At 39.2% G+C, this 19,424-nt stretch carries 16 protein-coding genes; 3 read left to right on the forward strand and 13 right to left on the reverse strand.

What is annotated here, in order from left to right:
- Positions 1–409 precede the first annotated feature (409 nt).
- Positions 410–1,489 carry a S1C family serine protease gene (locus B5D46_RS07710; RefSeq protein ID WP_051639253.1) on the forward strand — a complete coding sequence of 360 codons (1,080 nt, stop codon included), beginning with the start codon at positions 410–412 and terminating at the stop codon, positions 1,487–1,489.
- 43 nt (positions 1,490–1,532) lie between these two features.
- Here the strand turns inward: B5D46_RS07710 and B5D46_RS07715 are convergent, their stop codons facing one another.
- A complete protein-coding gene (locus tag B5D46_RS07715; protein WP_078928968.1) occupies positions 1,533–3,701 on the reverse strand; it encodes a TaqI-like C-terminal specificity domain-containing protein in 2,169 nt (722 codons plus the stop codon).
- Between the two features lie 480 nt (positions 3,702–4,181).
- On the opposite strand from B5D46_RS07715, the gene B5D46_RS07720 reads away from it, so the two are divergent.
- Entirely contained in the window at positions 4,182–5,513 is a 1,332-nt protein-coding gene (locus B5D46_RS07720; RefSeq protein ID WP_078928969.1) for an O-acetylhomoserine aminocarboxypropyltransferase/cysteine synthase family protein, read from the forward strand.
- A gap of 493 nt (positions 5,514–6,006) precedes the next feature.
- On the opposite strand, the gene B5D46_RS07725 is transcribed toward B5D46_RS07720, so the two are convergent.
- A complete protein-coding gene (locus B5D46_RS07725; protein ID WP_078928970.1) occupies positions 6,007–6,585 on the reverse strand; it encodes a superoxide dismutase in 579 nt (192 codons plus the stop codon).
- 462 nt (positions 6,586–7,047) lie between these two features.
- Between B5D46_RS07725 and B5D46_RS07730 the strand changes: the two genes are divergently transcribed.
- On the forward strand, positions 7,048–7,305 hold the full coding sequence (locus B5D46_RS07730) for a hypothetical protein (protein ID WP_143675635.1): 258 nt from the start codon (positions 7,048–7,050) through the stop codon (positions 7,303–7,305).
- Positions 7,306–7,415: 110 nt separating this feature from the next.
- Here B5D46_RS07730 and B5D46_RS07735 read toward each other — a convergent pair whose 3' ends face one another.
- From B5D46_RS07735 to bamA, 11 genes are all read right to left on the reverse strand, one after another.
- Positions 7,416–8,435: a galactose ABC transporter substrate-binding protein gene (locus tag B5D46_RS07735; protein WP_078928971.1), complete on the reverse strand. Its 1,020-nt coding sequence runs from the start codon at positions 8,433–8,435 to the stop codon at positions 7,416–7,418.
- A gap of 18 nt (positions 8,436–8,453) precedes the next feature.
- Entirely contained in the window at positions 8,454–9,470 is a 1,017-nt protein-coding gene (locus B5D46_RS07740) for a galactose ABC transporter substrate-binding protein (protein WP_078928972.1), read from the reverse strand.
- A 312-nt stretch (positions 9,471–9,782) separates the two neighbouring features.
- The gene (gene tilS, locus B5D46_RS07745) at positions 9,783–11,114 is read right to left on the reverse strand and encodes a tRNA lysidine(34) synthetase TilS (RefSeq protein ID WP_078928973.1); all 1,332 of its coding nucleotides are present in this window, start codon (positions 11,112–11,114) and stop codon (positions 9,783–9,785) included.
- Positions 11,108–12,064, reverse strand: a complete 957-nt coding sequence (gene accA, locus B5D46_RS07750; RefSeq protein WP_031491341.1) for an acetyl-CoA carboxylase carboxyl transferase subunit alpha — start codon at positions 12,062–12,064, stop codon at positions 11,108–11,110. The genes tilS and accA overlap by 7 nt, the downstream gene beginning before the upstream one ends.
- An 89-nt stretch (positions 12,065–12,153) precedes the next feature.
- Positions 12,154–12,801 carry a ribonuclease HII gene (gene rnhB, locus B5D46_RS07755; RefSeq protein WP_078928974.1) on the reverse strand — a complete coding sequence of 216 codons (648 nt, stop codon included), beginning with the start codon at positions 12,799–12,801 and terminating at the stop codon, positions 12,154–12,156.
- 15 nt (positions 12,802–12,816) lie between these two features.
- A complete protein-coding gene (gene lpxB, locus B5D46_RS07760) occupies positions 12,817–14,100 on the reverse strand; it encodes a lipid-A-disaccharide synthase (protein ID WP_078928975.1) in 1,284 nt (427 codons plus the stop codon).
- Entirely contained in the window at positions 14,100–14,888 is a 789-nt protein-coding gene (lpxA, locus tag B5D46_RS07765; RefSeq protein WP_031491344.1) for an acyl-ACP--UDP-N-acetylglucosamine O-acyltransferase, read from the reverse strand. The genes lpxB and lpxA overlap by 1 nt, the downstream gene beginning before the upstream one ends.
- A gap of 21 nt (positions 14,889–14,909) precedes the next feature.
- Entirely contained in the window at positions 14,910–15,365 is a 456-nt protein-coding gene (gene fabZ / locus B5D46_RS07770) for a 3-hydroxyacyl-ACP dehydratase FabZ (protein ID WP_031491345.1), read from the reverse strand.
- A gap of 30 nt (positions 15,366–15,395) precedes the next feature.
- Positions 15,396–16,427, reverse strand: a complete 1,032-nt coding sequence (gene lpxD, locus B5D46_RS07775) for a UDP-3-O-(3-hydroxymyristoyl)glucosamine N-acyltransferase (RefSeq protein WP_078928976.1) — start codon at positions 16,425–16,427, stop codon at positions 15,396–15,398.
- A 23-nt stretch (positions 16,428–16,450) separates the two neighbouring features.
- Positions 16,451–16,984 (reverse strand): OmpH/Skp family outer membrane protein, encoded by a 534-nt coding sequence (locus tag B5D46_RS07780; RefSeq protein ID WP_031491347.1) that lies wholly within the window; start codon positions 16,982–16,984, stop codon positions 16,451–16,453.
- Between the two features lie 18 nt (positions 16,985–17,002).
- Positions 17,003–19,402: an outer membrane protein assembly factor BamA gene (bamA, locus tag B5D46_RS07785; protein ID WP_078928977.1), complete on the reverse strand. Its 2,400-nt coding sequence runs from the start codon at positions 19,400–19,402 to the stop codon at positions 17,003–17,005.
- Positions 19,403–19,424 lie beyond the last annotated feature (22 nt).

Here is a 19,424-nt window from a genome sequence, read left to right on the forward strand (position 1 = left end):
AGACCAAGAACAGAAAAAAGAGAAGAAAATGTATCAGTAAAATTGCTAGAAGAGGTATTTTTAGGTATCATATTCATGGTGTGTTTTTTTATGTTAACTTTTTGTTTTAGCAGATAAAATTATAACATATTAAACACACCTTTTCATCGGTATCTATCAGATATATAAGCTTTTTTTTGCTTATAATTACACCTCTTCCCAAAAATAAATCAATACAAGTTTTTAAAGAGCATCAAACCTAGAGTGAATCTAGTTTTGTTTTAAATTTCCATGTGGGAAACTAGAGTTATTTAATATTTCTCAGATTTTTTTTGATAATATTCTACTAGCGCAAAAAAATCCTCTAAAATTAAATAGTAATCCCAAGATCAATTACTCACTCCCTCATGCATATTTGAGGAGCTTTATTATGAAAATCAATAAGAAACTGTTACCTTTTCTAATCCCTGTAATTACAGGTCTTATCATAGGTTCTGTGGTTCTGATTATTCATCCTTCCACCGGAAAAAAGATCGGTGATCTCATTTACTCCAGCGGAGTATCTGTAGACAGCTATTCATATGCAGTGGGAAAAGCGGCACCATCCGTACTAAATATATACGTGGCACAGCTTAACGACGATTACACCAAACCAGACACAAACAATATCATCACCTCTGCATCAGGTGTGGTTTACTACAAGAACGGAATTATTGTAACAAACTATCACGTAGTTACAGCCGGCAATGAACCTGATAACGGAATCTGGGCTCAGACACGTGACGGCAAGATCTTCAAGGCCTTTGTTGTCGGCACTGACAGAAGAACCGATCTTGCAGTACTGAAGGTTGAAACCAGTGATCTGCCACCTATCAACAAGGTCAAAAAAGATCCTAAGGTTGGAGATATCGTTCTTGCAATAGGTAACCCAAATAACCTTGGACAGACTGTAACTCATGGAATTATCTCTGCCCTATCGCGCTCAGGCTCAGGTCTTCTAACCAAAGATCAGATGAACATCCGTCAGGGTGTGCAGGAGCTTATTCAGACCGATGCGCCAATCAACCAGGGAAATTCAGGTGGCGCCTTAATCAATTCTCAGGGACTTTTAATAGGTATCAATACCGCGTCATTCAACTCCGAGAATACCTACGGTATCGGCTTTTCAGTTCCTACCTCAATGGTTACCAAGGTTGTTGATGAAATTCTCGCCCATGGAAAGGTTGAAAGAGGATATTTGGGAATCTCAGATGCTGAGGTCAGCTCACTTGAACAGTCTTCAGGTGTAACAGTTGGCTTTATTGATCCTCAGGGACCCGCATTTGGCATTTTAAGAATCGGCGATATCATCAAAAAGGTCGACGGGGTTGAGATTGAGGATGTCCGTCAGCTTATCGATCTGATTTCACAGTCAAAACCAGGAAGAAAACTATCTTTTGAAATTCTGCGCAATAACGAGAGCAGAACAGAAAGCATTACCCTGACAGAAGACAACACCTCCATAGAGTAATGCTGATTGAATGTCTGCTGTAGCTCTCTACAGCAGATTAGATCTATAGAAACTTTGTCATATCACAGGCATCCAGAATCAGAGCCTTCTGACTTTCATCAAGATTAAACAGACTGAAGATAATCGCGTCGAGATTTCTATAAAGAGTCTCTACCTTAGTCTTATCCTTGCATGCCATAATCTCTTCAACAAGGTTAATAAAAGGTTTCTGCTCCTCATAGGAGATCATTGGGATAGGTATACTCTCAATATGGGCACGCAGAACCTTAACTGAATTAAATCTCTTATCGTAGATAAACTGGGCGATTGATGAATTTAAAATGCTCAGAATATACTTGATGCTCAGTCCTTCAATCTGAGGTATGACAATATTGCTGCTGTTTAAGGACAGAGTCTGCTTATCATCATAGGCAAATACAAGATGATTGCTGATGAATCTGTAGATAAGCTTCTCTTTTGCTCTGTACATTGATTCAGGTGCAACCTGCTGGAAATGCTCGGGATTAAAGGTTATAAAACGCTTTGGAGCATCAATTCGATACTTGAAAACATCAGCTCCCTTTAAAATAACCTCGTTATTGGCTGACTTTCTGCTGGATATGTACAGATTGTTATTACCGGTAACAATACCAAGAGCAAACAGAGCATTATCCTTAAGGAAGCGGATGTTATTCAAAGAGAAGATCTTTGAGAGAATCTGCTCCTCATTGTCATCAGTCTTGAAATTCAGATACTGTGAATCCACATATCTTTCCTTTCTGATAACAAACTCGCGCTGACCGTCTGTCACCTTCATATTGATGCAGGAAATAGGCTTTGAAGTCTTCTTAAGCTGCATAATGATGCAGGGACACTGGACCTTGTCAAAGGCATTTCCAAGATAGTTTAATGACAGAATTGAGGTATTCTCAATAAGCTTCTCACGTACCGGATAATGAGTCTTTACATTCAGGATAGCCTCAGGCATAACGAAGGTAATAGTGCCTCCGTTCTTAGAGTGCATAATGGATTTCTCTAAAAACACATCATAAGATTCGATAGTTGAGCCTTTGGCTGATGAAAACAGATTCTTGAGGACATTCTTTTCCTCACTGGTATAAGAATAACCCCATGGTGGATTACCAAGAATATGTGTAATTCTTGGATTAGAAAATTCAGTCAGAAAATCACTGTTGGTTATGTTCTTATAAAGAATATCAGTGTTATCAAGCTTGTATTTCAGAGCAAGATTGATTCTGGTCAGAGTTACAGCGATATCGTCGATATCGTTACCGAAGATATTCTCAACCTTAACCTCGAAAGGAAGCTTTAAAAGAAAATTACCGGTTCCGCAGCATGGGTCCAGAAGATTGTCCCCCGGATGATATGAATCTGAGGATAGAACAATCTTTACAATCTTATCTACAACCTTGGATGGAGTGTAATAAGTACCTGTTGCTTTTCTGTTCTCAATGTTTCTGCAGGAAATGTAAACAAGTCCAAGGGTATCCTCTGATTCCTGATAGTCAAAATTCAAATCCAGAAGATAGCTGTACTTTTCTACAAGCTTTTTAACCTTTGAGCCTTTACCAATAAGATCAGATATAAGCTTCTCATAACAGCCAAGCTTTAATCTGCCTTCAAAAAACGCAGGTAGATAAGGTGGTCTGTAATCAAGTTCAAGTCTCTTCACAATCAGAGACAGAGCAGTCTCCGACATAATCATGCGAAGATGCTCAGTATCAATATCAATCTTATGAGAATCAACATTCTCCAGGAGTCTGCTGATGATTTCGATTGAGGTACTGTCCTTTGACACATATGAGTTATAGATATAGGAGCCACTGATGAACTTCTTGTTACGACGGCTCTTTAAGGACAGATTCTTGCCTGATTTGATTTCTTTCTTAAGCTTGCTGATATAGCTTTTTGTAAAGTAATTCTTTTTGTTTTCAATACGGTCAGGAACCAGCTTGCTAAGCTTAATCCAGTTATAGCCGGTTGCAACCGATACGGATAATTCAGCACAGGCCTGAGGAAGAGTCAGATAATTACGTAAATCATGAGCTTTCTTTCTGGTTTTCTTCTGAGGAAGCCTGGCACTTTCAGGAATAATCCAGAAATCATCCACCAGCTGGGCGTTTCTGAATTTGCCCTGTTCACAGAGTTCCCGAGTCTGTTCCTCTGATATACCAAATTTAACTGCAGCCTGTTTTATAGAAATATATTTCATGATTATCCGAAAAATGTTTTTGTAATAGTTCTCTTGGTTTCTGATTTAGGAACAAACAGCTCAAAAATACACGCTAATTTTATCGGATCTCTCCTTTTTAAGAAAGTTAATACACGCACAAATGGAGCTTAGCTTGGATTTTTCTTTTAATCCTGCGAGGAAACAGGCTGTTACAGGAGAAAAAAATAAGAAAAAGCAACAGCAGGACACAAATATCTTCATTTATTAGATTACAAAAATACAAGCACCTTATAGTTATTAATTATAACAGCGCATAAAAATATATTATTACTAACTTATTGATATAGAAGAATAATAATTCTATTATTTACTTACACAAGATGATTAGACATAAGAGCAAGGAGAATAAGTTATGCATAAGTTTTTATTTTTTAACTGTCGAATGTGAATATTATTAAATTTTATCAATAACCAGTTATCAATTTTATTTATATATATTCACATTAAGAGGCAAATAAAATGGCATATAAATTCGAAACTCTACAGTTACACGTTGGTCAGGAAGAAGCAGACAAGGCAACCGATTCAAGAGCAGTACCTATCTACCAGACAACATCTTACGTTTTTCACAACTCACAGCATGCTGCAGACAGATTCGGTCTTAGAGATGCAGGCAATATTTACGGCCGACTGACAAATTCAACTCAGGATGTATTAGAGAAAAGACTTGCTGCTTTGGAAGGAGGTGTTGCAGCACTGGCAGTAGCTTCAGGTGCAGCATCAATCTCTTACGTAATTCAGGCTCTTGGTGCCAACGGTGGCCACATTGTAGCCCAGAAATCAGTCTACGGTGGTTCATATAACCTTCTGGCTCATACTCTTCCTCTTTATGGAATCACAACTACCTTCGTAGACATTCATAACCTAAAAGAAGTAGAAGCTGCTATTAAAGAAAACACCCGCGCAATCTACATTGAGACTCTTGGCAATCCAAACTCTGACATTCCTGATATTGATGCTTTGTCAGAACTGGCACACAAAAACAGAATTCCGCTGGTTGTAGATAACACCTTTGCAACTCCATTCCTGTTACGCCCAATTGAGCATGGCGCTGATATTGTTGTTCACTCTGCCACCAAGTTCATTGGCGGTCATGGTACCACCCTTGGAGGAATTGTTGTAGACTCAGGTAAATTTAACTGGGCCGCAAGCGGTAAATTCCCTCATATTGCAGAAAGCAACCCTAGCTATCACGGTATCTCATTTGTTGAGGCAGTTGGTCCAGCAGCCTTTGCAGTATATCTAAGAGCAATTCTTCTACGAGATACAGGTGCAGCCATCTCTCCTTTCAACGCATTCCTGCTGCTTCAGGGTGTAGAGACTCTGTCACTGCGTATTGAGCGTCATGCCCAGAATACCACCAGAGTTATTGAGTATCTGAAGAACCATCCTCAGGTTAAGAAGGTAAATCATCCTTCATTAGAGGATCATCCTCAGCACGAGCTGTATAAGAGATATTTCCCTAACGGTGGCGCCTCTATCTTTACCTTCGATATCAAGGGAGGACAGAAAGAAGCCCATAAATTTATCGATTCACTTAAGATCTTCTCTCTTCTTGCCAACGTTGCTGATGTTAAGAGTCTGGTTATTCATCCTGCAACAACAACTCATTCACAGCTTTCAGACAGTGAACTTGCAGATCAGGGTATTTACCAGAGCACTATCAGACTATCAATCGGTACTGAGAACATAGATGATATCATTGAGGATCTGGACAATGCCTTTAAGGAAGTACTAAAGAGTTCTAATAACACAAATGATCAGGACGGAAATATTCAGAAAGCCTCCTAATTAAAATGTGTTCCTCGTGGTTAGCAGTCAAATCGCCTTCGGGCGATTTTTTTTGCTTCAGAGATTTTAAGTGAAATTGATTTTTGGACAGCACAAAAAAAATGCGGTCCTGAGATTTGCTCAAAACCGCTATAAAGGTTATGTACCACCTTATTTAGAACACATGCAAACGAGTCATTTGCTTGCCATACTAACCTTCATTAGTATTAGGTAACTCGTGTTAGTGTATGCTAACTCATTTTTATTTATATTGCAAGTATTTATTTTATTATTCAATATTAAACTAGACAGTAAAAAATAATATTCTTGTTTTTCAAGATGTTAGCAAAAACTTTGTGTTTTTTTTACAAATTATGAACTTTTTGAGGGCAAGACAATCTAAAATAGTACTTGGAGAAAGTATTTCTTCAGCTTTCTTCATTTTTATGTCCCGAATACATAAACCCAGTGATATAGAATTCACTGGGTATTTTTTTATGTATCAGGCTGTAAGCTAAGGCAGATTTGACTCAACGAAGTCCCAGTCAATGTGGTTTACAAAATCCTTCAGATAATCAGCTCTTCTGTTCTGATAATCAAGATAATATGCATGCTCCCATACATCCACACATAGAATAGGTGTCTTCCCCATAGTCAGAGGATTTGCAGCATTAGAAGTGTTTAAAATTTCCAATGCGCCATTGTTAACACATAACCATGTCCAGCCGGATCCGAAATTACCTACAGCAGAGGATTTGAACATATCAATGAAAGTTTCATAAGATTCAAAGCTCTTCTCGATCATTTCCATTAGTTTTGCAGATGGTTTCTTAGTCTCTGCACACAGGCATTTAAAATAGAAGGTATGATTGAAGACCTGAGCAACATTGTTGAAAAGAGGACCAGGCTGAGCTTTTCTGATAATGTTCTCAATACTCTCATCTTCAAATGAGGTTCCTTTCTTTAACTTGTTTGAAGTATCTACATATGCATTTAAATGCTTGTCATGATGGAAGGTCAAAGTCTGCTCGGAGAGAAATCCTTCTAATGCAGTTTTCTCATATGGGAGAGGTGGTAAAGTAAAATCAGCCATAATAAATTGACTCCTTATATTCGTTTTTTCGTTGTCGTAACAGTTTTAAGGTTATGTTAAGGATCGTAGAAAATCAAACAAAAATGTTTGGATAATTTTCTTTTTTATACAGAGGGCACGTTATTTTCTATATTTTTTCAAAATGTAATAAATTTTCTTATTTTCAAGTAAAAGAATAGCAATACATAATATAAAGATATTCATATATTGTTTACAAATGATGACGATTTAGCAAAAATTGTCAGGAAATCTGATAGTTAATTATTTGATCTTTTTATCTTTATTATTCATACAGATACATTAATTAATTTATTATACAAAGCGGTAATGTGATCAGAATCAAAATATTTTGGTATAATGCTTGCAAAAATCAGATTTGACATAAAAACCAGAAAACACATTTTCCCCGATTATGCTGAATCTAAGTAAAATCATAATACTAAAATAAGTAAGCAGAAAAAAATGAATACACAGGATGATAGAATGTCACAGTTTATGGATAGTGTTAAATTAGACCAAATGAATGATATTAAGCAGATGCTGGCACCTTTAAACAAAATTTTCAGCATCGCAACAAGCTCACAGATTGAAATTAAGCTGGATACTGAGAATCAGATGGTTCAGTTCGTAAGTGCTAAGAATTCAAGCAAGCTTCACGAGATTTCTTATAAGAATAAGAGCCCATTAGGTTTAATCAAAAGCGTAATGGAAGAAGTTTAATAAGCTTTCAAAAAATATAAATCCCCAACGATTCAAACTACAAAACCTTTTAAATTAAGGTTTTTGTAGTTCCTTTCAAAGCCTTACCAGCAACTCTTCACAAACAAAGACTAACGATACTTTTTAAAGTAACTCTTAAAACTAGAATACTTTACGAATGGAATTAAAACCTTTCTATCGGTAATCTTGTACCATATCTTGCGGGTAAGCACTTCATCATCCAGGGAATCGTCAAGAGCTATATCAACAGAAGCCTTAGCTAAAGCAGAAAAATCTGCGAACACAGTACCTGTCATCTTTTCCTGTCTAATATACTCTATTGCCTCGGGAATTCCGTCAACACCAAATACAGGGATATATTTAGTCTTGTCCTTAGAATCAGTCCCCAGGTTATATCCCTGAGTATTAAGAAAATCAACTGCGCCAACTGCCATAGCATCATTATTGGCAATAATCATATCAATATTCTTAAGTCCGACCTTTGATGCCAGAGTCTTAACATCATTAAAGGCTGTCTGAGTATCCCAGTCATCGAAGTTCTGAGAGAGAACCTTGTATTTCACTTTCTTGTCGGAAAGCTGCTTTAAAATTTCACTGGACCGACCAGTGGTATCACCATGATCCTTCTCTCCCTGAAGAATAATGATATCAAGGACACCATTCCTGTTTCTGTCAACATTCTTGGTTAACTCAATATAATCAGAAATCAGTTCAGCCTGATATTTGCCGGCAGCAGCAGAATTCGTTCCTACATACCAGACACGATCATATTTCTTAAAGACATCATCTGAAGGCTTACGGTTAAAGAAAACAATACGGTTACGATATGACTTTGCGTGATAAATGATTTCAGATGCCTGTTCAGTATCTACAAGATTGATGATAAGAGGATCCTTTGAAGACACACTTGAGTAAATCTGACTTAACTGTGCAGATGAATTGTTTTTAGCATCAAACATCTCAAGGTCAATATCCTTGGCCTTGGCATATGATTTTAGAGAAGCATTGAATCTGTTAATAAATTCAGATTCGCCACTATAATAAAAGGAATAAAGATCATCAGATGCAATAACACATTGAATCTGAAAAATTAAAAGAATGCTCAGTAAAAGCTGAAATACTCTTCTCATATAAAACTCATATAAATGCTATCTCTTGTGTGAGTGTGCATTATAAACTTTAATTTTCGAAAATTCTCTATAGGGAATAAAAATAGTTCGCTCGTCAGTCTTAAACCATACAATTTTCTGAAAATCTTCAGAATGAGCATTCTCAAATATCATCATAATAACTCTAGACAGAGCCGTATAATCAGCAATGACAGTTCCTGTCATCATGCCGTCATCGACACTTCTTAAAGCATCAGTAATACCATCCACTCCAAAGACAGGTACATGCCGATGACCATTAAAGAAAGAATAGGGACGGTTGTATTTTCTTTCGTTTAAAGCCTTAATTGCGCCAAGAGCCATGGAATCATTATTGGAAATAACCATTTCAATATTCTCTATACCATGTTTTCTAAGCTGTTCGTTAAAATCTTCATAAGCAAGAGAATAGCTGTAGTCGTCATAATTGTAGGAAAGAGGATTTACCTTGATTCCGTATTTTTCAAAGTTCTCTAAAATTACCTGCGTTCTAACATGAGTTGAGAATTCGTTCTCTCTTCCCTGAAGAAAAACCACATCCAAAAATCCATTGGCATTCTTATCATAACGAGGAAATCTGGTCAGGTATTTACTGATTATACTGAACTGCTTACGGGCGGAATCGAATATTTCAAATCCAACATACCAGGCTTTATCATAGTATTTAGCAATATTTGCAGAAGGAGAGGCGCCAAACAGAACGACTCTGGCATCATGCTCACGTGCAGTCTTCAGCATTTTTTCAAGGTATTCCTCTTCAGAGACACTTATTACAACCAGATCTCCTATGGAAATATGATTTCTGAGCTGATCATACTGTTTTTGGGGATCTGCCTCTCCGTCAAAAATACTGATTGAATAGTTACGCTGTTTAGCCATTTTAGATAGAGTTGTCTTCACGTGCTCCATGAAAACTGAATTCGTCGTATAAAAGAAAGCCTTTATCTCCTCTTTGGCATAGACAGAACTGGAGAGTAACAGAAATATCAGAGCAAGAATGCTTTTAAAACTATTCATAAAGGTTCACCTGCTTTTTCTCATATCTAATTATGGAAAGAAATCTGAACCTGAATAAATAAATCAATATAGCTTTGTGATGAATGGTAGATATTAATTTTTTGGGAAGAACAGAATGGAAGGATTTTTATAAGATTTTATTCTTAAAAATCATCAAGATAAAAATAATTTAAAAATTTTTGAATTTTTTTTGAACTTTTATTAAAACGACCGCTCTAAGTAATATCAGTTAGATGTTTTTATGGCAATAGCTGATGACTTTTTCATAATATATTTCCTAAAGCCCAGCGTTATTACGTTGGGTCTTTTTTTTTATGTGCGGCTGATTTTCAGCTTATACTTCTGAATACCGCAGTTCTCCTCAAAAGCATCCTTGGTAATGAATAGATCTCCAAAGGCCAATACTCTGTCTGAACCTTGTTTTTTTACAAGACAGACCGTATTTCTCTCCCATGCAGGAACGTTATATTCAGTGAAGAGTTTTTTTACTTCTCTGCTGTGAACACGTTTCTGGGGATGAAGTCTTAAGGATCCAGAGAAATCAAAATCCAGAAGCACCCGATCACAGGAGAAACCATCTTCGCATGGTTCCAGAGAATAAATGAAGTCATCAATCCTCAGACTCTTACCGGCCTCAAGCTCATACTGTCCTTTGGCATTGCAGATGCCTGGCTTTACTATGTAAAGATAATTCTTAAAGCGTCTGACCTCATATCCATCCTCAAGAGGAATTACTGTATTCTGATCAGGAGAGATTCTGCACAGATTCAAAGCATCCTGTACAGATGAATACTCAGGTGTCATCACAAGCTTTTCATACAGAAACAGTCTTAGAACACTCATCATCAGAGGTTCATCATCCACGTCAAGCTTTGAGATATCAAGGCGTAATCTGTCTTTATCAAATGCCTTTGAATAAACATCTCTTGCATAGCGCATGGCAAGTTCATGCTCATTGGCACAGAGCTTTGAGCTTCTCATTATGGACTTGTCTATTCCGGGAAATCTTTCACGCAGAAGAGGTAATACCTTAAGACGAATGAAATTTCTTTCGAATTTCATGTAGGTATTGGAAATATCAAAGACATGGGTATACCCAAGAGCCTCTATAATCTCAATAATCTCACTCTTGTGAAGCTCTAAAAGAGGTCGAATCAGAGTTCCTCTGTCATCCTTAACGATATATCTCATTCCAGATAATCCATAAGGGCCAGAACCTCTCTTTAGTGCCAGAAGAAAGCTTTCTATCTGATCATCAGCCTGATGTCCAAGCAAAAGCGCACTACGCTCATCCAGGTTATTCAGAAGAGCATTATAACGTTCAGCCCTGGATACCTCTTCAGGAGAGCGACCATTGCCGTAGACAATATTGAGCTTAGGAGTTCTGATTTCAACACCAACTGTTTCGCAGAGCTTATGACAGTGGTTAAACCAGATGGGATCATCCGCATCAAGACCATGAATACAATGAACCGCAAGAACACTGTATCTTGGATCAAGCTCAGTTACACGTTTGGCAATCAGAAGAACTAAAGTAGAATCGGCCCCGCCAGATAGTCCTACGACCAGCTTGGATGGACCGATTGATGAAATGATTTTTTGAGCAAGTTCAGTTAGAACCTGCTCGGCTTTATCTTTTAACAATATCCGTACTTCATTAAACGAGCATAACGCTGTTCTAGAAGGCTCTCTGCAGGTAGATTCTGCAGATCTGCAATATCAGCTTCAATACGCTGCTTCAGGTTTTCTGCAACTTCATCGTAGTTACGGTGAGCGCCACCTAAAGGCTCAAGTACAACGTTATCAATTAAACCTAAGTCCTTAATTCTGTGTGCAGTGATGTTCATTGCCTCAGCAGCTAATGAAGCCTTATCTGCAGACTTCCATAGAATAGAAGCACAGCCCTCAGGAGAGATAACTGAGTAGGTTGAATACTGAAGCATGTTAACTCTGTCACCTACACCGATTGCAAGAGCACCGCCTGAACCACCTTCACCGATAACGGTACAGATTACAGGTACCTTCAGATCAGACATCAGCTTTAAGCTTTCGGCAATTGCACCAGCCTGAGAACGTTCCTCAGCACCAACACCAGGATAAGCACCTGGAGTATCAATAAACGTAATTACAGGAATATTGAACTTCTCTGCAAGCTTCATAAGTCTCATTGCCTTACGATAGCCTTCTGGACGAGGCATACCGAAGTTGCGCAGAGTACGTTCCTTAATATCACGACCCTTCTGGTGACCAATCACCATTACAGGCTGACCATTCAGACGTGCAAGACCACCAATAATAGCCTTGTCATCAGCAAAGGCACGGTCACCTGCCAGCTCATGATAATCAGTAAAAATTCTGTCAATGTAATCCATGGTATATGGACGCATTGGATGACGTGACAGCTGAGAAATCTGCCAGTCAGATAAAGAAGAGAAAATCTTCTTTGTTAATTCTAGATTCTTCTTCTCCAGCTGATTTAATTCAGTGGTTAAATCAACACTTGAGCTTGAATCTGAGCTTAAGCGCTTAAGTTCTTCAATATGTGCTAATAGATCAGCAATTGGCTGCTCAAATTCTAAATAATTAATGTTCATCACAGTGAATTTAGCCTCATGGGTACTATTCAGTTAGACTGATTTTTAATTATACTGCAAAAATCGATTTGCTCAAAATATGATATAGATCAATCTAACGAAAAATCGTTTAAGTCACTATTAGCCATTAGTAATTTTTTAATCGGCCCGTAACTTTTTCTGTAACAATCCAGTAAAGGCAGTCTCTGCAGAAGTTCAAGATGAGCCTTTGTAGGATAGCCCTTGTGTTTGGCAAACAGGTACTCAGGGTATTTTTTATCAAGCTCATACATCTGTCTGTCGCGCTCAACCTTGGCAAGAATAGATGCCGCGGCGATTTCAGCAACTCTGGCATCCCCCTTCACCACAGCCTGAGTATCAATTCCCATGTTGCGAGGCACTTTATTGCCATCTACCAACATAAGATCGCACTTTAAAGCCATATTCTCATAAGCTCTTCTCATAGCTTCAAGAGAGGCGTTTAAAATATTCATGGTATCGATTTCCTGAGGAGTACACTGTCCGATACCGTAGGCTAAAGCCCTCTCCTTAATAAGAGGCTCTAGGGCATCTCTTTTTTTCTCAGAAAGCTGTTTGGAATCATTCAGTCCTTCAATAGGATTATTCGGGTCAAGCACAACACATGCTGCCACAACATTTCCCATCAGAGGACCACGACCAGCCTCATCAACCCCGCAGACTTTGAAGACTGCAGGATCAACAGGATATACAAAAGGTTCTAATACAATTTTTGCCATTAGAAAGGAACTTGTTTATTCAGATTTGTCAGATGATAAATCATCTGAGTTTGGATTAACCGCAATATTAGGATCTGAATATTGAGGATTCTGCATAGATGCAACACTCTCAATCTTTGGAGAGGAAGTATATGCACGTTTTATGATCTTGAATACAGCATCGCATGCAAGTTCATCTGAATTGCAGCGCATTGCCATATGAATATTCTCAAACTCCTTTTTCATAAGGATATTGTCATACTCAAGAAGCTTATACATCTCCTCAGCAAGAGCCTGTGGAGTGCAGTCATCCTGAATATACTCTTTAACAACCTTACGACCTGCAATCAGGTTAGGAAGAGAAAATACATCGATCTTCAGAAGCTTTTTGGCAATCATTGCTGATAAAGAGCTTACCTTGTATGCAACGGTAAAAGGTGTCTTTAAAAGCATTGTCTCAAGTGCAATGGTTCCGCAGGTAAGCAGTACTGCATCAGCAGAAGCGATTGTATCCTGAGTATTACCAACATAAACGGTAATAGATAAATCCGGAGCCACCTCAAGCCATATATCCTTTACCATGCTTGCAAGAGTATAGTTTGGCACAGTACAGATAAATACGGTATCAGGAAGCTTCTTCTTAATAATTCTTGCAGTGTGAGCGTAAATTGGCAACATTCTTGAAATCATGCCCTTGCGTGATCCTGGAAGAATAGCCATAATTTTGCCCTTTACAGGCTCAACACTGGTTTTCTGCAGACAGATTCTCTCGCGACAGACGTTAGGATCAATCTGAAGAGGAATGGTATTAGCAAGTGTATGACCCACGTAGGTACAGGCCATATTTCTCTGTGCATACCATGTTTTTTCAAAAGGAAGTAGAGCAAGAATCTCATCGCAGGCCTTTCTGATCTTCTCTACACGATTCTCACGCCAGGCCCATACTGATGGGCTTACGTAATGAACAGTAGGAATACCAGCCTGTTTCAGTTTCATCTCAACATGCAGATTGAAATCAGGCAGATCAATGCCAACAAAGATACAAGGCTTAGCCTTGAGCAGAATCTTGATGATCTGTTTTCTGATGCTTAGGATCCTAGGCAGTCTGGCCAGAACCTCAAAAAAGCCCATTACCGAAAGTTCATCCATCTTTACAGATGAAACCAGTCCCTGATGAATCATCTTAGGACCACCAATACCGATAAACTGGGCCTCAGGATCACGACGCTTGATTGCCATCATTAGACCAGCACCAAGAGTATCGCCGGAGCTTTCTCCGGCTAACAGTGCATATAGATGTGGATTCTCACTTACTGGCATTAGCGAACGATTCCTCTACCATGTTCCTTAAGGAAGTCTACAAGAGGTTTTACTTCTTCAAAGTCAGCTGCAATCTTTTCGATTTCAACAATAGCATCTTCAATAGTTAAATGCTTCTTGTACAGTAACATGTATGACTTGAAGATTGCTGAAATTGCCTCATCAGAGAAACCTCTTCTCTGAAGTCCGCGTTTATTGATGCCAAATGGTTTTGCATAGTGACCTGCAGCCATAACATAAGGAGGAACATCCATGTTAAGCGCAGCCATACCGCCAACCATTGCATGACAGCCAACTCTTCCGAACTGGTGAATAGCAGCAAGACCACCGAATACAACCCAGTCATCAATAACTACATGACCAGCCAATGTGGCGTTATTTGAGAAAATACAGTTATTTCCAATAACACAGTCATGAGCAATATGAGTATTGATCATGAAAAGGTTGTTTGATCCAACAGTAGTAGTGCCTAATCCCTGAACAGTACCTCTATGCATAGAAACATGCTCTCTGATCACGTTGTTATCACCAATGGTCAGAGTTGTTGGTTCACCAGCATACTTAAGATCCTGACAGGCTTCACCGATGGAGCAGAACTGGTAAAAATGATTTCCCTTTCCAATTGTGGTAGGTCCCCTGATAATTGAAAAAGGTTCAAAAATACAATCATCGCCAATAGTTACATTGCCTTCGATGATTACATTTTCGCGGATAGTTACATTCTTACCTAAAACTACATCTGGACCAATTTTAGCACTTGGATCAATAATTCCAGTTGATTCAGTCAATGTAATACACCCTAGTAAAAATTAGTGTCTTGCGCACATAAGGTCTGCAGTACAAACCACCTTACCATCAACAGTTGCAACACCGCTGAATGATGCAATACCACGTCTCTCCTTGAAGTACTCAACATCAAGAATCAGCTGATCACCAGGTACTACTGGGCGCTTGAAACGTGCATTGTCAATTGCAGCAAAGTAATATAATTCACCATCTTTTGGCTTACCAACCATGGTGAATGCAAGAATACCAGTTGCCTGAGCCATTGCTTCTAGGATTAGAACGCCTGGAAGAATTGGCTTGCCAGGGAAGTGGCCCTGAAAGAATGGCTCGTTAAATGATACATTCTTTACAGCCTTTAGAGTTTTTCTCTCACCGTCAATTGAATAATCAATAACCTTGTCAACCATCAGAAATGGATATCTGTGAGGTAACAGATTCATGATTTCTTCAACATTTAAGGTGTGTGCACTTTCAACGATATCAGTCACTTTTTCCCCCAATAAAATTATTTATTTTTCTTCTTGTTCAGTTAAGGCTTTTAATTTAGTCTCAAGAGCTAAGATTCTATGGTACATATCATTGATATGCATATATCTTGATGTATTCAGACGCCATTCCTTGTTTGTAACACATGGAATAGAGGATGAGTATACACCAGGTTTTTCAATGGTTCTCATAACAACGGTATTGCCAGTTAGGGTTACACCATCACAAATATCGATGTGACCGTTGATAATTGAAGTACCGCCAATAATACAGTATTTACCAATTGTAACAGAACCGGCAATGGTAGTCTGACCAGCAATTGCGGTTCCATAGCCAATCTTATCGTTATGGGCAATCTGACACAGATTGTCGATAATTACATTATCGGCAATAACGGTATCATCAATAGCACCTCTATCGATACAGGTGCAGGCACCGATTTCAACGCGGTTTCCAATAATTACTCTACCGGTCTGAGGGATCTTAATCCACTCGCCACGCTGATTAGCATAACCAAAGCCATCAGAGCCAATAACGGCACCTGACTGAATCAGACAGTCAGAACCGATCTGACAGTCATGATAAACACTTACATTAGGATAAATCTTGGTGTTATCGCCAATCTTTGCATTTGGGCCGATAACAACATTTGCGCCAAGCTGAACATTGTTACCGATAACAGCGCCTTTCTGTACATGCACACCAGGGCCTAATGCAACATTCTGGCCTAACACTGCAGTCTCGTCTACTACAGCTGAAGGATGAACACCTTCGCTAACTGCAGGAGTAGAATCCAATAGCTGAGCAACCTTAGCAAATCCAACATATGGATCATCCAAAACAAGAGCTGCTCCCTTGGCATGTTCTACATCTGCCTGCTTTAAGATAACAGCACCAGCATTGCTCTCTGACAGAACAGCCTTGTATTTAGGATCTGACAGGAAACTGATTTCATTTTCTTTTGCTGTCTTAAGGTTAGCAACAGCCTTGATGTCGATGTTGCCATCTCCAACCAGCTGTGCGCCAATCTTATCAGCGATATCTTTTAATAACATTAGGAACCCTATTTATGCAAATACTATTTCTTTACTGGCTTTAACTTTGAAGCGCGCTCAATAACTTCTTTTGAAATATTTACAGCGTCTGTAGCGTAAACAACAGTCTCGCCACGAACAACTAAATCAATTCCACGCTCTTTAGCGATACGGTCAATTGCTTCCTGAACAATACGGCCTAACTGAACCTCTGCCTCTCTCTGCTTCTTCTGAGAATCTTCCTGAAGAGCCTGAGCCTTTAGGTCAAATTCTGACTTAAGTGAAGCCAGCTTACGGTGAATTTCAGTAGCTTTTGAATCTTTAGCAGTCTTTAATTCCTGCTCTAGCTTTACACCCTGCTCCTGAATCTTATCTAATTCAGCCTTTCTTGGGCCAAACTCTTTCTGTAACTTCTCAGCTTCAACCTTAGCCTGAGGAAGCTCTGACATGATTAGAGGAACATTTACTACAGCGATAGAAACGTTGTGAGGAGCTGCAGCTGGAGCCTTATCTTCTGCAAATGAAACCTGAGTTAATGCAAATGTTAGTGCAGTAGCGATAGCTAATTTTTTTAACATTGTTTATATCTCCTTAATTTAGAAGGTGCTACCAATATTGAAATTAAACTGTTGTGTATCGTCTCCGTCATACTTCTTGATTGGCTTTGCAATATTGAATGACAGAGGTCCAAGTGGTGACATCCATACTAGAGAAATACCAGCTGATGTTCTGTACTTGCTTGGTGATGAATAGTCATATGAGTAGATTCCTGAACGAGAATCCCATAGAGAACCTGCATCAAAGAAGATAGAGGTTCTGATACTGTTCTTATATGCTTCAGCAACCAGTGGAGTTGGGAAGATAATCTCAGCAGAAGCTGCCCAGAAAGCATTACCACCAATTGAATTGCTTGACTCATACCATGAGCCTGTCTTCTTGTTCCAGTAAATTGCTCTTGGGCCTACGGAATTACGCTTGAAGCCTCTTAACCACTCTGAACCACCTAATGAGAAATTATCGAAGAATGGCATAATCTCCTTCTGACCATTCTTATCTCTGTAACCATTACCGTAACCTGCACGACCTCTCATGGCAAAGATATAATCATTGTACTCATTGAGTGGGAAGTAATTATAGGTTTCAGCTGTTGCCTTGTAGTAATGAACATCTGAATTTGGTGTGGTAATCATTAAAGACAGAACCTGTTTAGAACCGTCTGTTGGGAATACCTTCTGATTCAGTGTATTACGGGTCAGATCAACACCTGCCTTGTAGTTGATGAAATCAACTGCAGATTCGCCGTTCTTTCCGTACATGTTAAAGAATACGTCGCCCTGCTGGAAACGAAGACCGTTGTTCTTGATTCGGTTACGCTCAGCACCAAGGCTGTAGTTTACAGACAGTGTCTCTGAAAGAGGATAACCTAAGTAAGCAACAGCACCGATGGTCTTGTTGGTATAGTCGATAACATCAGCATCATCAGCACCGTAGTAGTTATCCAGGAATAACTTTCCGCCCAGGCTTACATTATCAACAGTGAAGTATGGATCTGTGTATGATACTTCCATGTGCTTGCGGTAATCATTCTGATATGCGTTAACAGCACCCTGAGTACCCCAGCCAAACAGGTTGCTCTGAGAAATACCTGCCTGAATGGTCAGACCAGAGTCAGTACCAAAACCGATACCGCCTGAGATAGCACCTGTAGGTCTCTCAGTAACCTTGGTATTTACGTTAACGGTATCATCAGAACCGCCAACCTTCTCTGTTGTAATTTCTGCTGTCTCGAAATAACCTGTTCTGTTCAGACGGGTCTTTGAAACATCAATAGCCTCAGATGACAGCCATGAACCGTCCATCTGACGAAGCTCACGTCTGATAACAGTATCGTCAGTGGTATCGTTACCGCTGATGAATACCTGAGAAACATGAACACGCTTACCTGGCATTACATTGAACTGAAGCTCAACTGTCTTCTCCTTGTCATTGAATACAGGGAAGCTCTTAACCTCAGAGTTTGCATATCCGTACTTTCCAAGAATAGCTGCAAGAGTCTTCTCGTTCTCGGTAATTCTGCGCTGATTGTAAATCTCACCCTTTTCAATGGTTACAGCCTGATTCAGCTCTTCACCATACTTTAAGGTATCGCCTCTTACTGAGGTTCCTGAAATCTTATACTGCTCACCCTCGTTGATAGCAATGGTCAGATAGATACCCTTCTTATCTGGAGTAAGTTCTACTGAGGTTGAATCAATCTTGAAGTTAACATAACCTCTGTCCATATAGAATGACTTTAATGACTCAAGATCAGCTCTGAACTTCTGGCCGTTATACTTGGTGTTTGCCATGAAGTTCCACCAAGGTACATCATCACGAAGTTCCATCTGAGCCAGCAGAACATCCTCTGGGAATGAATTATTACCCACAATGTTAATCTGCTGAATCTCTGCAGCCTTACCTTCGATGATCTCAATCTTGATGTCTGCACGGTTACGAGGAAGATTGGTAATAACAGCCTTCACAGAAGCCTGATACATACCTGATGAGTGATAGAAATCCTCTAAAGACTTTTCAATAGTGTTCAGAGCCTGGTTATTCAGAGGATCGCCTACGCGAATGCCCTGATCATTGATAACCTTCTCCAAATCCTCTTTCTTGATATTAACGTTACCAGAGAAATCAATAGCACCTACGGTTGGTCTTTCCTGAACTGTAACAATAAATGTATTGCCGTCACGTGAAAGCTTAACTTCGTCGAATTCACCAGTTGCGTACAGTCTCTGCATAGCAAGAGATGTATTCTCTCTTGACATGACATCGCCTTCCTTGACTGGAAGAGCAAGTAATACCGCACCCTTGGTCACACGATTCAGACCTCTGATCTGAATATCGCTGATAACAGGATCACCAGCTGCATAAGCTGCGGTGGACATACCGAGTACTGAAGCTACTGCAAGACTTAGGCTTGCTATATTTATTGAAAAGTGAGATCTCATCTTAAAACCATTGTTTGTTTAG

The sequence above is a fragment of the Succinivibrio dextrinosolvens DSM 3072 genome (assembly GCF_900167015.1).
Classification (GTDB): Bacteria; Pseudomonadota; Gammaproteobacteria; order Enterobacterales; family Succinivibrionaceae; genus Succinivibrio; species Succinivibrio dextrinosolvens.